This is a genomic window from Tersicoccus mangrovi, from assembly GCF_036881825.1.
Taxonomy (GTDB): Bacteria; Actinomycetota; Actinomycetes; order Actinomycetales; family Micrococcaceae; genus Tersicoccus; species Tersicoccus mangrovi.
In genome coordinates this window covers 41,194-55,517 of record NZ_JBAJMW010000009.1, presented here as the reverse complement: position 1 = coordinate 55,517, position 14,324 = coordinate 41,194, and the positions used below count along the sequence as shown (strand labels likewise).

Annotated in this window: 12 protein-coding genes; 9 read left to right on the top strand and 3 right to left on the bottom strand. The window is 70.6% G+C overall.

Features of this window, described 5'->3' with window-relative positions; translation table 11 throughout:
* Nucleotides 1-32 precede the first annotated feature (32 nt).
* From V6N00_RS15560 to V6N00_RS15545, 4 genes are read left to right on the top strand one after another with little or no spacing between them, the layout of a single operon-like run.
* On the top strand, nucleotides 33-1,547 hold the full coding sequence (locus tag V6N00_RS15560) for a CoA-acylating methylmalonate-semialdehyde dehydrogenase (protein ID WP_334233753.1): 1,515 nt from the start codon (nucleotides 33-35) through the stop codon (nucleotides 1,545-1,547).
* A gap of 52 nt (nucleotides 1,548-1,599) precedes the next feature.
* Nucleotides 1,600-2,529, top strand: coding sequence for a sugar phosphate isomerase/epimerase family protein (locus tag V6N00_RS15555; protein ID WP_334233751.1), 930 nt, complete (start codon nucleotides 1,600-1,602; stop codon nucleotides 2,527-2,529).
* A gap of 15 nt (nucleotides 2,530-2,544) precedes the next feature.
* Nucleotides 2,545-3,612, top strand: coding sequence for a Gfo/Idh/MocA family protein (locus V6N00_RS15550; protein ID WP_334233749.1), 1,068 nt, complete (start codon nucleotides 2,545-2,547; stop codon nucleotides 3,610-3,612).
* Nucleotides 3,609-4,535: a sugar phosphate isomerase/epimerase family protein gene (locus tag V6N00_RS15545; protein ID WP_334233747.1), complete on the top strand. Its 927-nt coding sequence runs from the start codon at nucleotides 3,609-3,611 to the stop codon at nucleotides 4,533-4,535. The genes V6N00_RS15550 and V6N00_RS15545 overlap by 4 nt, the downstream gene beginning before the upstream one ends.
* Before the next feature lie 85 nt (nucleotides 4,536-4,620).
* Here the strand turns inward: V6N00_RS15545 and iolB are convergent, their stop codons facing one another.
* Together iolB and V6N00_RS15535 are read right to left on the bottom strand one after the other, a co-directional pair.
* Entirely contained in the window at nucleotides 4,621-5,526 is a 906-nt protein-coding gene (iolB, locus tag V6N00_RS15540) for a 5-deoxy-glucuronate isomerase (RefSeq protein ID WP_334233746.1), read from the bottom strand.
* A gap of 50 nt (nucleotides 5,527-5,576) precedes the next feature.
* Nucleotides 5,577-6,317 (bottom strand): GntR family transcriptional regulator, encoded by a 741-nt coding sequence (locus V6N00_RS15535; protein ID WP_334233744.1) that lies wholly within the window; start codon nucleotides 6,315-6,317, stop codon nucleotides 5,577-5,579.
* Nucleotides 6,318-6,621: 304 nt separating this feature from the next.
* Here V6N00_RS15535 and V6N00_RS15530 point away from each other — a divergent pair, with 304 nt between their 5' ends.
* The 3 genes from V6N00_RS15530 to V6N00_RS15520 all read left to right on the top strand — a co-directional run bounded on the left by V6N00_RS15530 (nucleotide 6,622) and on the right by V6N00_RS15520 (nucleotide 9,682).
* Nucleotides 6,622-7,611 carry a substrate-binding domain-containing protein gene (locus V6N00_RS15530; RefSeq protein ID WP_334233743.1) on the top strand — a complete coding sequence of 330 codons (990 nt, stop codon included), beginning with the start codon at nucleotides 6,622-6,624 and terminating at the stop codon, nucleotides 7,609-7,611.
* Between the two features lie 71 nt (nucleotides 7,612-7,682).
* Entirely contained in the window at nucleotides 7,683-8,741 is a 1,059-nt protein-coding gene (locus V6N00_RS15525) for an ABC transporter permease (protein ID WP_334233741.1), read from the top strand.
* Entirely contained in the window at nucleotides 8,738-9,682 is a 945-nt protein-coding gene (locus tag V6N00_RS15520; protein ID WP_334233739.1) for an ATP-binding cassette domain-containing protein, read from the top strand. The genes V6N00_RS15525 and V6N00_RS15520 overlap by 4 nt, the downstream gene beginning before the upstream one ends.
* A 591-nt stretch (nucleotides 9,683-10,273) precedes the next feature.
* Here V6N00_RS15520 and V6N00_RS15515 read toward each other — a convergent pair.
* Entirely contained in the window at nucleotides 10,274-11,737 is a 1,464-nt protein-coding gene (locus V6N00_RS15515) for a sugar porter family MFS transporter (protein ID WP_334233735.1), read from the bottom strand.
* Between the two features lie 288 nt (nucleotides 11,738-12,025).
* Here V6N00_RS15515 and V6N00_RS15510 point away from each other — a divergent pair, with 288 nt between their 5' ends.
* Nucleotides 12,026-13,243: a Gfo/Idh/MocA family protein gene (locus V6N00_RS15510; RefSeq protein ID WP_334233733.1), complete on the top strand. Its 1,218-nt coding sequence runs from the start codon at nucleotides 12,026-12,028 to the stop codon at nucleotides 13,241-13,243.
* A gap of 44 nt (nucleotides 13,244-13,287) precedes the next feature.
* Entirely contained in the window at nucleotides 13,288-14,304 is a 1,017-nt protein-coding gene (locus tag V6N00_RS15505) for a sugar phosphate isomerase/epimerase family protein (protein ID WP_334233731.1), read from the top strand.
* Nucleotides 14,305-14,324: the final 20 nt, after the last annotated feature.

Here is a 14,324-nt window from a genome sequence, read left to right as displayed (position 1 = left end):
CCACACCCTGATCGAACAGGAGCGACCGACCCATGAGCACCACCGCCACCGGCGTCACCACCATCCCGCACTTCCTCGGCGGCGCCGAGACCCCCGGCTCCGGCACCCGCACGCAGCCCGTCTTCAACCCGGCCACCGGCGAGCAGACCGGCGAGCTGCGCCTGGCCGACGCCACCGACCTGCAGACCGCCGTCGCCAACGCGAAGGAGGCCGCCCGCACCTGGGGCGACACGTCCCTGGCCAAGCGCACCGCCGTCCTCTTCGCCTTCCGTGAGCTCGTCGCCTCCCACATCGACGAGCTGGCCGCCCTCATCACCGCCGAGCACGGCAAGGTCCTCGGCGACGCGAAGGGCGAGATCAGCCGTGGCCTCGAGGTCGTCGAGTTCGCCTGCGGCATCCCGCAGCTGCTCAAGGGCGCCTACTCGGACCAGGCGTCCACCGGCGTCGACGTCTTCTCCTATCGGCAGCCCCTCGGTGTCGTCGCCGGCATCACCCCGTTCAACTTCCCCGTCATGGTGCCGCTGTGGATGGCACCCGTCGCGATCGCGACCGGCAACACGTTCATCCTCAAGCCCAGCGAGCGGGACCCCTCGCCGTCGCTGCTGCTGGCGAAGCTCTGGAAGCAGGCCGGCCTGCCCGACGGCGTCTTCCAGGTCCTCCACGGGGACAAGGAGACCGTCGACGGCCTCCTCACCCACCCCGACATCGACGGCATCTCCTTCGTCGGCTCCACCCCGATCGCCCGGCACGTCCACGACACCGCGACCGCGCACGGCAAGCGCGTGCAGGCCCTCGGCGGCGCGAAGAACCACGCCATCGTGCTGCCCGACGCCGACCTCGACCACGCCGCGGACCACCTGACCGCCGCCGCCTTCGGCTCGGCGGGGGAGCGGTGCATGGCGATCTCCGTCGCCGTCGCCGTCGGCCCCGTGGCCGACGACCTCGTGGGCAAGGTCGCCGAGCGCGCCGAGGCCGTCAAGGTCGCCGAGGGCACCGAGCCCGACGCCGAGATGGGCCCCGTGATCACCGACGCCGCCCGGCAGCGGATGGCCGGCATCGTCGGCAGCGCCGCGGACGCCGGCGCCGACGTCGTCGTCGACGGGCGCGGCTTCACCGTCCCGGGCAAGGAGAACGGCTTCTGGTTCGGCCCGACCGTCGTCGACAAGGTCCTCACCGACATGGACGCCTACACCGAGGAGATCTTCGGACCCGTGCTCTCCGTGGTCCGGGTCGAGACCGTCGAGGAGGCGATCGAGCTCATCAACGCCAACCCCTACGGCAACGGCACCGCGATCTTCACCTCCTCCGGCGCCAACGCCCGCGCGTTCCACCGCGGCGTGAACGTCGGCATGATCGGCGTCAACGTGCCGATCCCTGTGCCGGTCGCCTACCACTCCTTCGGCGGGTGGAAGAACTCGCTGTTCGGCGACAAGCACATCTACGGCGAGGAGGGCGTGTCCTTCTACACCCGCGGCAAGGTCGTCACCCAGCGCTGGCCGCAGCCGACCCACGCCTCGGACGCGTCGTTCCACTTCCCGTCCAACTGAGCCCGTCCCTCCTCCTCGACCGAGCACCGTCGCTCGACGCGAAAGGCCTCCGATGACCGACACCGGCAACTCCCTCCTGACGATCGGCACCGCCCCCAACTCGTGGGGCGTGTGGTTCCCCGACGACCCGCAGCAGACCCCCTGGCAGCGCTTCCTCGACGAGGCGGCCGAGGCCGGCTACCGGTGGATCGAGCTCGGGCCGTACGGCTATCTGCCGACCGACCCTGCCCGGCTCGCCGACGAGCTCGCCGCCCGCGACCTGCAGGTGTCCGCGGGCACCGTGTTCACGGCGTTCCACCGGGGTGGGCGTCCGGGGGACGCAGCATTCGAGGAGGCGTGGGAGCCGGCCCGCCGGGTCGCGGAGCTGACCGCGGCGGTGGGTGGCGAGCACATCGTCGTCATCCCCGCCATGTGGCGCGACGACGTGACCGGGGAAGCCGTCGAGAACGAGGTGCTCACGCCCGAGCAGCTCGACTCCCTCTACCGGGGTCACGACGAGTTGGGCCGCCGGCTGGCCGAGCAGTTCGGCCTGCGGCAGCAGTTCCACTCCCACGCCGACTCCCACGTGCTCACCCAGGACGACATCGTGCGCCTGCTCGGCAACACCGACCCGGCGCTGCTGAGCCTGTGCCTGGACACCGGCCACGCCGAGTACGGGGGTGCGAGCAGCGTCGAGCTGATCCGCTCGCATCCGGACCGGATCGGCTACCTGCACCTGAAGCAGGTGAATCCGGACGTCCTCGCCCGGGTGCGCGAGCAGAACCTCACGTGGGCCGCCGCGAACACCGCGGGTGTCATGGCGGAGCCGCCCAGCGGCCTGCCGGACCTGCGCGAGGTGATCGAGGCCGTCGAGGCCCTCGACCGGCCGATCTTCGGCATCGTCGAACAGGACATGTACCCGGTCGCCTTCGACGTCCCCCTGCCCATCGCCACCCGCACCCGCCAGTACCTGCTCTCGTGCGGCTCCCGCACCCGCGTCTGACCGGAAGGACACGCCATGACCGACACGCGTACCCCTGACAGCACGACCCGCGACCTCCGCGTCGCCGTGATCGGCGCCGGCCGGATGGGCGCCGACCACATCCACCGCCTCCACACCCGCACCCACGGAGCCGAGGTCGCCGCCGTCGTCGACGTCGACCTCGACCGTGCCACCGCCGCCGTCGCCGACATCCCCGGCGCCCGCGCCTTCGCCACCCCGGCCGAGGCCTACGCGGCCGGCGTCGACGCCGTCCTGCTGGCCACCCCGGGCTTCCTCCACGAGGAGGCGCTGCTGGAGGCCCTGGGCCAGGACCTGCCCATCCTGTGCGAGAAGCCGCTCACGCCCGACGTCGCGTCCGCGTGGCGGGTCGTCGAGGCGGAGGTGGCGCTCGGCCGGCAGCGCATCCAGGTCGGCTTCATGCGCCGGTACGACGCCGAGTACGCGGCGCTCGGGCAGACCATCCGCTCCGGCGACCTCGGCGAGCTGCTGATGCTGCACTGCCGGCACCGCAACCCGGACACCCCGCCCGGCTTCACCAACGAGATGCTGATCAACGACTCCGTGGTGCACGAGTTCGACGTCGTCCGGTACCTCACCGGCGAGGAGATCACCTCCGTCGCCGTGCGGCTCGGGAAGGCCTCGGCGAAGGCGCCGAGCGGGCAGCACGACCCGCAGCACGTGCTGATCGAGACCGCCTCGGGGGTGCTCGCCGACGTCGAGATCTTCGTCAACGCCCAGTTCGGCTACGAGGTGGCGACCGAGGCCGCGTTCGAGGACGGCATCGTCGACATCGGCCGGGACACCGGACCCTACGTGCGCCGCGCGGGCCGCTGGGGCGGCAGCATCACGCCCAGCTTCGTCGAGCGCTTCGGCGCGGCCTACGACCTCGAGGTCCAGGCCTGGGTCGACGCCGCGCGTCGCGGTGAGATCGGCGGTCCGTCCGCGTGGGACGGCTACGCGACCGCCGCCTGCTGCGAGGCCGGCGTCGCCGCCCAGGGCAGCGGGGAGAAGGTCACGGTGACGCTGAACGAGAAGCCGGCCCTGTACGCGGGCTCCGGTCACGACCGGGTGGGTGCGGCGTGAAGATCGCCCTGGACCCCACCCCGTTCCACAGCACGCACGATCTGCTCGAGTTCCCCGCGCTCGCGGCGGACCTCGGGTTCGCGTACCTGCAGCTGACCCCGCACCGGGACCTGATCCCGTTCTTCAGCCACCCGCGCGCCGATGACGACCTGGTGCGCCGGCTGAAGGCGGCGTGCGACGACGCCGGCGTCGGGGTCGCCTCCGTGCTGCCGGTGCTGCGCTGGTCCGGGCCCGACGAGCGGCTGCGCGAGGCCGCCGTCCGCTCCTGGAAGCGGGCCATCCAGATCACCGTGGACCTCGGGGCGACGCAGATGAACACGGAGTTCTCGGGCCGGCCCGAGCTGCCCGAGGAGTCCGAGGCCTGCTTCTTCCGGTCGATGGAGGAGCTGCTGCCGATCCTCGAACGGGAGGGCGTGCACGTGGCGATCGACCCGCACCCCGACGACTTCGTCGAGGAGGGTCTGGCTGCCCTGCGTCTGATCCGGGGCCTGAACTCCCCGAACGTCGGCATGGTCTACGTCGCCTCCCACACGTTCCACATGCGGGACGAGCCGCTCGACATCATGCGCTCGGCGGGGGAGCGGCTGCGCGTCGTGCACGTCTCGGACACGATGGACCACCACGCCTCCCATGGCCTGCGCTACATCACCAACCCGCCGGGCAACTCGGTGCGCGTCCACCAGCACCTCAAGGTCGGCGACGGCGACGTGGACTGGGACGAGTTCTTCGGCGGCCTGGCCGAGATCGGCTTCCTCGACCGGGAGGACACCGTGATGGCCTCCTCCGTCTTCGCCGAGAACGAGATCGCCCACGAGGTGTCCCGCTACCAGCTGGCCACGATCCGGGAGCGGGTCGAGGCGGCGGCCTCCCGGGCCGGCCGGGCGCCCGGCCGACCCAACGCCACCACGATGACCGGGTCCTGATCGGATCCTGATCCGGGACGACGACGAGGGCGGCTCACCGATCGGTGAGCCGCCCTTGTCATGTTCCCGCGTCCCCGCGCGGCCCTCAGCCCGTGAACGGCAGGCGCGCGTCGACGTCCTCGTGCTCCCACACGGACCGGATCCAGCCGTGGTGGGGGTCGTCGCTGATCAGCCACTCGCGCACCCGGCCGGGGCCGGCCATGACGTTGAGGTAGTACAGGTCGTAGCCGGGGGCGGCCATCGCGGGTCCGTGCCAGCCGTAGGGGACCAGCACGACGTCCCCCGTGCGGACCTCGGTGGCGACGTCGATGGGCCGATCGTCGGAGGCGTAGACGCGGGCGTAGCCGAGCGGGTCACTGCCGGCGTCGGCATCCCGCGGTGCGGGCGAGTCGAGGGCGAGGCGGGTCTCGAAGTAGTAGATCTCCTCGAGCGCGGTCTCACCCTCCTTCTCCTCGTCGTGCTTGTGCGGCGGCCACGAGGACCAGTTGCCCGCCGGGGTGATCACCTCGCACACGATGAACCGGTCCGCCTCCAGGGCGGCCGGCGTGCCGAAGTTGTGCACCTGACGCGAGCACGTCCCGGCGCCGCGCAGCTCGACCGGGGTCTCCTCGGCGCGGACCAGACGGGTGGGGTAGGCGTCCTTCGCGGGGGCGAGCGCGACGGCGACGCGGCCGCCACCAACGCTGCCGATCGTCACGGCGGTTCCGGTACCGGTGTAGAGCACGTCGCTCGGGCCGGCGAAGACGGACTCCCGGCCGCGCAGCGGGTACGCCTGCCCGTCGACGGTCGCCTCGAATGCGCCGGCCAGGGGGACGACGATGCGTTCCTCGGCCACGGCCGGCAGCGTGACGCTTCCCCCGGGAGCGACGGTGGCGACCTTGAGGCCGGTGTACTGCCAGCCCTCGACGGTGACGGCGCTGTCGTGCGCCCCGAGGGACACCTCCCAGTCGCCGTCGACCGCGGTCCCGTGCGGGTGGACCCACTCCGTCATGGATTCGGTTTCCTCTCTGTCGACCGCTGCCGTGCGGGCGGGAAGCGGACTCAGCGTTGGACGAGTGTCATCTCGAAGCTGTAGGAGTCCGCCCGGTACAGGTGTCGGCCGGTCTCGACGTTGCGTCCCGTGTCGTCGACCGCGGTGCGTTCCATGGTGACGACGGCCGAGCCCACCGTGGCGTGCAACAGCTCGGCCTGACGCTCGTCCGCCACGGCCGCCCCGATCCGCTGGTTCGCGAGCCGGATGTTCACGCCCGCGTCGCGGAGGACCTGGTAGAGACCGCGCTGGCGCAGCCCCTCCTCGGTGATGTCGGCGACGTCGTCCCGCACCCAGTTCTCCATCAGGGCCAGGGGCTTGTCCCCGACGCTGCGCAGGCGGGTGAAGTGGTAGACGCCGACGCCGGCGGGCAGCCCGAGGCTCTCGGCGGCCTCGTCCTCGGCGGGCCCGTGCCGGAACGAGAGCACCCGCGTCGAGGGCTTCTGGCCGCTCTGGGTGAGGTCGTCGTAGAGGCTGGACAGCTCCAGGTGCCGACGCACCTGACTGGAGACGACCTGCGTGCCGACGCCGCGCTTGCGCACGAGCAGACCGGCGCGGACGAGCTCGTCCATGGCCTTGCGCATGGTCGGGCGGGAGAGGTTGAGCTGGGCGGCGAGATCGATCTCGTTCTCCAGCTTCGAACCCGATTCCAGGGCGCCGCTGTGGATCATCGCCTCGATGCCCTGCACCACCTGGTGGTAGAGCGGCACGGGGGAGGAACGATCGATGGGGATGTTGAGGCTGGTGGCCATGAACCCCTCCTGGGAGCGGGCGATCGGGCTGGACCCGATGCGCGTGTTGCCTTGACAGGACAAAGAATCCTGACGCGATCGTAGCATCAGGACGCGCAATGACGCCGATCCTGCCGGATGCGTCGGCCTGCCGCGTCGCAACGACGCCGGCAACCGATCGGACGCTGGGTTATCGCGACGACCAAAAGTGCTTATGTGTGGACAAACTATTGACAGGGTGATCTGGATCACTCAGGATGCTGCCACGGGCCGCATCGGCGAATCCTTCCGTACCGGCCGCCCCCAGCATCGAAGGAGACCTCCCGTGACCAGATTCTCGTGGCGCCGCGCCGCCGTCGTCGCGCTCGCCGTACCGGTGCTCGCCCTCTCGGCCTGCTCCTCGGGCGGGCGCCAGCAGACCGACAGCAACGCGAGCGGGGGGCAGGCCGCGACGACCCCGCGCATCAAGGTCGCGCTCGTCACCCACGCGGCTGCCGGCGACACCTTCTGGGACATCGTCCGGAAGGGAGCCGAGGAGGCCGCCGCGAAGGACAACGTCGACCTGCAGTACCTCAACGACCCCGAGGCCGGCCGCCAGGCCCAGCTCGTCCAGCAGGCCATCGACCAGAAGGTCGACGGCATCGCCGTGACCCTCGCGACGCCGGACGCCCTCAAGGACGTCGTCAAGAAGGCCGGCGACGCGGGCATCCCCGTCGTCAGCCTCAACGCCGGGGAGGACGTGTCCGCCAAGCTCGGCGCCTTCACCCACTTCGGCTCGAACGAGAAGCTCGCCGGTGAGGCCGTCGGCACGAAGCTGGCGCAGGAGGGCTTCAAGCACCCGGTGTGCGTCATCCAGCAGCAGGGTCACGTGGGTCTGGAGAACCGGTGCGCCGGCGTCAAGTCCAAGGTGCCGGCCACCGAGATCCTCTACGTCAACGGCCAGGACATGACGTCCGTCCAGTCGACCGCGACGGCGAAGCTGCAGGCCACGAAGGACGCCGACGTCATCATCGGCCTCGGGGCGCCCATCACCATCACCCTGCTCAAGTCGGTCGCCGACGCGGGCAGCTCCGCGAAGGTCGCCAGCTTCGACCTGAACGCCGAACTCGCGAAGGACATCGTGGACGGCAAGGTCATCTTCACCGTCGACCAGCAGCCGTGGCTGCAGGGCTACATGTCCGTCGACGCGATCTGGCAGAACAAGCGCGGCGGCTTCAAGATCGGCGGTGGACAGCCGGTGCTGACCGGCCCCACCATCGTCGACAAGGCCAACGCCGAGACCGTCCTCAAGTACGCCCAGGAAGGCGTCCGCTAGGACCCGGTGACGGTCGCGCGGCGCTCGTCGCGCGGCCGCACCGGTCCCTGCGGACCGACAAGGAGTTCTCCATGGCAACCGCAACGCTGCCGTCGACGCCCACTCCGGCTCCGTCGTCGGACGAGCGGGTCGGCCGGCGCAACCCGTTCCAGAAGCTCCTCGGCCGCCCCGAGGTGGGCGCGCTCGTGGGCGCCGTCGTCCTGTTCATCTTCTTCTCCATCGTCTCGAGCACGTTCCTGCAGCCGAACGCGTTCGCGACGGTGCTCTACGGCTCCTCGACGATCGGCATCATGGCCGTCGGGGTGTCCCTGCTGATGATCGGGGGAGAGTTCGACCTCTCCGCCGGCGTCGCCGTCATCTCCTCCGCGCTGACCGCGTCCCTGTTCTCCTGGAACTTCGGGGTCAACGTGTGGATCGGCGTCGTGCTCGCGCTCGTCGTCTCGCTCGGCATCGGCTTCGTCAACGGCTTCATCCTCGTGCGCACGAAGCTGCCGAGCTTCATCGTCACCCTGGCCACGTTCCTCATGCTCACCGGCCTGAACCTCGCCCTGACCCGGGCGATCGGCGGCGCGGTCTCCTCCCCGTCGATCGCGTCGATGGACGGCTTCGACGGTGCCAAGGCGATCTTCGCGTCCTCGGTGACCATCGCCGGCGTCGACGTGAAGATCACCGTCTTCTACTGGATCGTGCTCGTGCTGATCGCGTCCTGGATCCTGCTGCGCACCCGGGTGGGCAACTGGATCTTCGCCGCCGGCGGGGACGCCAGCGCCGCCCGCGCCGTCGGCGTCCCCGTCACCCGGACGAAGATCGGCCTCTTCATGGCCGTCGGGTTCTGCGGGTGGCTGCTCGGCATGCACAACCTGTTCGCCTTCGACGCCGTGCAGTCCGGCGAGGGCGTGGGCAACGAGTTCCTCTACATCATCGCGGCCGTGATCGGCGGGTGCCTGCTCACCGGCGGCTACGGTTCGGCGGTGGGCGGCGCGATCGGCGCCTTCATCTTCGGCATGGCCAACAAGGGCATCGTGTACGCGCAGTGGAACCCGGACTGGTTCAAGTTCTTCCTCGGCCTGATGCTGCTGCTCGCCACCATCGTCAACCTCATCGTCAAGAACCGGGCGGAGCGAGCATGAGCACCAGCGCACGGCACCCCGAGCGTGAAGACGCCGGGCGCCACATCACCAACGAGGTCCTCCTGCAGAACGAGAGCGACCCGCTCACCGACCGGCCCGTGCACCTGCTCAGCCTCGAGCAGGTGGGCAAGCACTACGGCAACATCATCGCCCTGCGGGACGTGACGATGGCGGTCGACAACGGCCGGGTCACGTGCGTGCTCGGGGACAACGGTGCCGGCAAGTCCACGCTGATCAAGATCATCGCGGGCCTGCACCAGCACGACGAGGGCACGTTCTCGATCATGGGAGAGCCGCGGAAGCTGACCAGCCCCCGCGCGGCGCTCGACGCCGGTATCGCCGCCGTCTACCAGGACCTCGCCGTCGTCTCCCTGATGCCGATCTGGCGCAACTTCTTCCTCGGCTCCGAGCTGACGACCGGCGTCGGGCCCTTCCGCCGCATGGACGTCCAGCGGATGAAGCAGATCACGAAGAAGGAACTGGCGGACATGGGCATCGACCTGCGCGACGTCGAGCAGCCCATCGGCCAGCTCTCCGGCGGCGAACGCCAGTGTGTCGCCATCGCCCGGGCCGTGTACTTCGGGGCGAAGGTGCTGATCCTCGACGAGCCGACGGCGGCGCTCGGCGTCAAGCAGTCCGGCGTCGTGCTCCGGTACATCCTGCAGGCGAGGGACCGGGGCCTGGGCGTCATCTTCATCACCCACAACCCCCACCACGCGTTCCCGGTGGGGGACCGGTTCCTCCTGCTCAAGCGGGGCCGGTCCATCGGCTACTACGACAAGAAGGACATCACCCTCGACGAGCTGACCGCCCAGATGGCCGGCGGCGCCGAGCTCGCGGAGCTGGCGCACGAGCTCGAACAGCTCGGCGGTCATGGCGACACCCTCGAGGCGGTCAAGGCCGAGGCGGTCGCGGTCGAGGCCGACGCTCCCCGGGCCTGACGTCTTCTCCGTCGACGCCCCGGCGTCCCGCGCGTGGCGGGACCCCGGGGCGTCGACGTGTCCGGGGGTGGGTCGGCTCCGGTCGGGAGGTGTGTTGCCCGGCGCCGGCCGGACCCTGTCCCGTGACACGCGGGGTGTTCTCGGGATGGGGCGTCATGCTCTTAGCGGCTGCCACCGGGTCCCGGGACACACGTGGTGGATCCGGGATATGGCGTCATATCCCCAACGGCGTCGGCGTGTCTCGGGATGGAGTGCGACGGCGGGGGTGGGCTTGCCGGTCTCGCCGTGCCTGCCGCCGTCACCACCATCCGTCTCGTCTGGAGGCTGCGCTCGGTCCCGCGACACGCCGGGTGAACCCGGGACAGGGCGTCGTGCTCTGGCCCGGCCGCACCCGGCCCCGCGAAACGCTGGGCGCATCCGGGATACAGCGTCATGTCCCCGACGGCGTCGGCGTGTCGCAGGACCGAGTGCGGACCCGCGTGCGGACCCGAGAATTACCCGACACGACGAAGGGGGCCGGACGGTGTCGTCCGGCCCCCACGGGTGCCGATGAGGTGAGCCGGTGCCCGCCGCAACGGCCACCAGCTCCGGTCAGCGCGCCGTCGTCGGCGTCTTGTGCACCGTGTAGATGGCGCCGGTGGTGACGTCCTCCTCGAGGGCCTCCAGCGTCCGCCCGCGGGTCTCCGGTACCTGCGTGTACACGAAGATCAGGGCGACGATGCCGACGATGCCGAACAGGAAGAACGTGCCGGTGATCCCGACCGCCGCCACCAGGGACGGGAAGAACAGGCCGAGCAGGGCGTTGGCGATCCACAGGCAGAACACCGAGACGCCGATCGCGAAACCGCGCACGTGCAGCGGGAAGATCTCCGAGAGCATGACCCAGACGGCGATGTTGAGGAACGTCTGCATCGAGCCGACGAAGGCGACCACGAGCAGGAGGATCACGAACGGCCGGGCGGGGTTGCCCACCGGCAGGGCAATCGAGGCGATGCCGACGAGGAAGTGGCAGATCGTGGTCAGCGAGAAGCCCAGCAGCAGCGTGGTGCGGCGGTTGATCTTCTGCATCAGCCAGAGCCCGATGACGCCGCCGACGACGGCGATGACGCCCGGGGCGATGTTGGCGATCAGCGCGGCGCTGGACTGGAACCCGGCCTCGATCAGCACGGTCTGGCCGTAGTACATGATCGAGTTGATGCCGGTCAGCTGCTGCGCGATGCCGAGGCCGACCCCGACCAGCAGGATCCGCACGATCCACTTGTCCGACAGCGCGCTCCAGCGGGTCTGATGAGCTGCTTCCTCCTCCTCGGCCAGGTGCTTGACGTCGTCCATCTCGGCCTGCGCGCGCTCCGGGGAGCGGACGAGGGAGAGCACCTCGAGCGCGTCGGCGGCACGGCCCTTCGAGATCAGCCAGCGCGGGGACTCCGGCATCCGCAGCATGCCCACGAAGAGCGCGATGGCGGGCAGGGCGGCCACCGAGAGCATGATGCGCCAGACGCCGTTCACCTCGCCCCACACGTTGCCGATGATCGCGTTGACCACGAACGCGGCGAGCTGGCCGATGACGATCATCAGTTCGTTCCGGCCGGCGATGGAGCCGCGGATCTCGTAGGGAGCGAGCTCGGCGAGGAAGACGGGCACGACCGTCGAGGCGCCGCCGACGGCGAGGCCGAGGAGGGAACGGCCGACCACCATGACGCCGAACGTGGGAGCGAAGACGCAGACCAGGGTGCCGGCGAAGAAGGTGACCGCCAGCAGCAGGATGGTCTTCCGGCGGCCCCACCCGTCCGAGAGCCGCCCGCCGGCGAGGGCGCCGACCGCGGCACCGAAGAGCAGGGAACTGGTGACGACGCCCTCGGTGAGGGGCGTCAGGCCCAGGTCGGCGCTCATCGGGTTCAGGGCACCGTTGATGACGCCGGTGTCGTAGCCGAAGAGCAGGCCGCCGAAGGTGGCGACCAGGGCGATCAGGCCGAGGCGGCGTCGATGCGGCCCGTCGGTCAGCGGGGGCAGCTGGATCTGCTGCGCCGTTCCCCCGTGCGGGTTGGTCGTGGCCATGAGGACTCCTTCGTCGGGACACGGTCGTGACGTGATCCGTGTCACGAACGAGCGTAGCGCAGCTCATCAACTTTGTCAGGTCAAACTTCAGTCACGACGCACTGTTTCCTGCGTCGAAGCCACCGCTTTCCCGTGATTTTGGCGGATCCAACCGAAATGAGGTCTCACTGCCGAACACCTATTGACAGGACATTTGACGCCTCTCTACTGTCGGTCGCATCAGCATCCCGGCCGGCGGAGCGCGTGACGCGCATCCACGCCGGGACCACCGTCTCGAAGGAGAGGCCCATGGTCGAGTCCCTCGGCGTCGCCGTCATCGGCGCAGGCATGGCCGGCAAGGCGCACGCCGCCGCCTATCGCGCGGCCAGCGCCGTCTACGATCCCACCCTGCCGCCCGTGCGGCTCGTCTCCATCGGAGACGTCAATCCCACGTTCGGCCAGCTCGCCGCGCGCCGCTTCGGCTACGAGCGCCACGATGCCACCTGGCAGGCGATCGCCGAGGCGGACGACATCGACGTCGTCAGCGTCGTGATCGCGAACTCGCTGCACCGGGAGGTGGTCGAGGGACTGCTCGCCGCCGGCAAGCACGTCCTGTGCGAGAAGCCGCTCTCGGACAGTCTCGAGGACGCGCGGGCCATGGCCGATGCCGCCGGGCGCGCTCGCGGCCTCGCCCGCATCGGGCTCACCTTCCGCCGCACTCCCGCCATCGCCGCGATCCGTGAGCTGATCAACGACGGGACGCTGGGCCGGCCCCTGCACTTCAGCGGCCGCTACTGGACCGACTACGCGTGCAGCCCGCAGGCGCCCATGAGCTGGCGGTACCAGGGCGGCCCGGGATCGGGCGCGCTCGCCGACGTCGGCAGCCACCTCGCCTACGTCGCCGAGTTCCTCTGCGGGCCCACCCTCTCCGTCTCGGGCGGGCAGTTCTCGACGGCGATCACCGAGCGGCACCTGCCGCTCGGCGCCGTGCTCGGCCACGACCACGGGGCGGTCAGCGACGAGGTCGTCCCGGTCGCGAACGACGACGTCGCCGTCTTCGCCGCCGAGTACGCGCAGGGCACCGGCAGCCTGCAGGTCTCCCGCATCGCGTCCGGGCACCCGAACACCCTGACGTTCGAGGTGTTCTGCGAGCACGGCTCCGCGACGTTCGACCAGCGCCGCCCCGCCGAGTTCGGTCTCTACCTGAACGGGGACGCCCCGCACGACGGGACGACGAACGGGTTCCGGCAGGTGCTGCTGGCCCCGGGCCACCCGTACTACGCGGGCGGCCTGGCGATGGATGCCCCGAGCGTGGGCATCGGCCAGAACGACGCCTTCGTCTACCAGGCGCGGGCCTTCCTCGAGGAGGTCGCCGGCCAGCCGGAGGACACGTCGCTGCCGCGCTGCGCGACGTTCGACGAGGGCGTCCACAACATGGAGATCCTCGCCGCCGTCACCGCCTCCGCCGCGAACGACGGCGGCCGCGTCGCCGTCGCCTCGACGACCCCGGCCCCGGCCGCCCCCTGATCCGGCCGGCCCCCGCCTGCCCCCGACCATCCAGAAGGACCACCATGAAGCTCGGCGTCTACAACGCGATCCTGCACGACCGCCCCTTGCCCGACGCGCTCGAGGTCATCGCCGGCCTCGGCCTGACCGGCATCGAGATCAACACCGGCGGCTTCCTGCCCGCCGTCCACGTGCCGGGGATGGACGACATCCTCACCAGCGACGCCGCCCGGGACGACTACCTCGGGCAGTTCGAGGGCACCGGCGTCTCGATCGCGGGCCTGAACTGCAACGGCAACCCGCTGCACCCGAAGCCGGAGATCGGGCAGAAGCACGCCGAGGACGTCCGTCGCTCCATCCGGCTGGCCGAACGGCTCGGCCAGACCCGGGTCGTGACGATGTCGGGTCTGCCCGGAGGGGAGCCCGGCGCCACCGTGACCAACTGGATCGTCAACGCTTGGAACTCCGCGGCCCTCGACGTGCTGGACCACCAGTGGGAGATCGCGGTCGCCTTCTGGCGGGAGATGGACCGGTTCGCCGCCGACCACGGGGTCAAGGCCGCCCTCGAGCTGCACCCGCAGAACCTCGTGTTCAACACCGCCGACGTGCACCGGCTCATCGAGGAGACCGGCGCGACGCACGTGGGCGTGGAGCTGGATGCCTCCCACCTGTTCTGGCAGCAGATGGACCCCGTCGCGGTGGTCCGCGAGCTCGGCCCGCTGGTGTTCCACGCGGCCGCCAAGGACGTGCGAGTGAATCCGGACGCTGCTCGGCTGTACGGGGTGCTGGACAACCGGTTCCGCCGGCTCCGCCCGGACGAGGAGCGCACCAACCTCGGCGGCGACGAGTGGGCGAACGCGTGGCCGGCCGACGCCGCGTGGGACTTCGTCGTGCTGGGCCGCGGCCACGACACCGCCTACTGGGCGGAATACCTCCGGGCGCTGCACGACGTCGACCCGGACATGATCGTCAACATCGAGCACGAGGACGTGTCCCTGGGCCGGGTCGAGGGGCTCGAGGTCGCCGCGGGCGTCCTGCTCGACGCCGCCCGTTCCATCGGGGTGCTCAGCGGCACGCCCTGACCCACCGCTCTCGACGACAG

Bases quoted from the DNA above. Each gene is read 5' to 3' on its own strand.
- V6N00_RS15560 (WP_334233753.1), top strand. From the start codon at position 33: ATGAGCACCACCGCCACCGGCGTCACCACCATCCCGCACTTCCTCGGC.
- V6N00_RS15555 (WP_334233751.1), top strand. From the start codon at position 1,600: ATGACCGACACCGGCAACTCCCTCCTGACGATCGGCACCGCCCCCAAC.
- V6N00_RS15550 (WP_334233749.1), top strand. From the start codon at position 2,545: ATGACCGACACGCGTACCCCTGACAGCACGACCCGCGACCTCCGCGTC.
- iolB (WP_334233746.1), bottom strand. From the start codon at position 5,526: ATGACGGAGTGGGTCCACCCGCACGGGACCGCGGTCGACGGCGACTGG.
- V6N00_RS15535 (WP_334233744.1), bottom strand. From the start codon at position 6,317: ATGGCCACCAGCCTCAACATCCCCATCGATCGTTCCTCCCCCGTGCCG.
- V6N00_RS15525 (WP_334233741.1), top strand. From the start codon at position 7,683: ATGGCAACCGCAACGCTGCCGTCGACGCCCACTCCGGCTCCGTCGTCG.
- V6N00_RS15520 (WP_334233739.1), top strand. From the start codon at position 8,738: ATGAGCACCAGCGCACGGCACCCCGAGCGTGAAGACGCCGGGCGCCAC.
- V6N00_RS15515 (WP_334233735.1), bottom strand. From the start codon at position 11,737: ATGGCCACGACCAACCCGCACGGGGGAACGGCGCAGCAGATCCAGCTG.
- V6N00_RS15510 (WP_334233733.1), top strand. From the start codon at position 12,026: ATGGTCGAGTCCCTCGGCGTCGCCGTCATCGGCGCAGGCATGGCCGGC.
- V6N00_RS15505 (WP_334233731.1), top strand. From the start codon at position 13,288: ATGAAGCTCGGCGTCTACAACGCGATCCTGCACGACCGCCCCTTGCCC.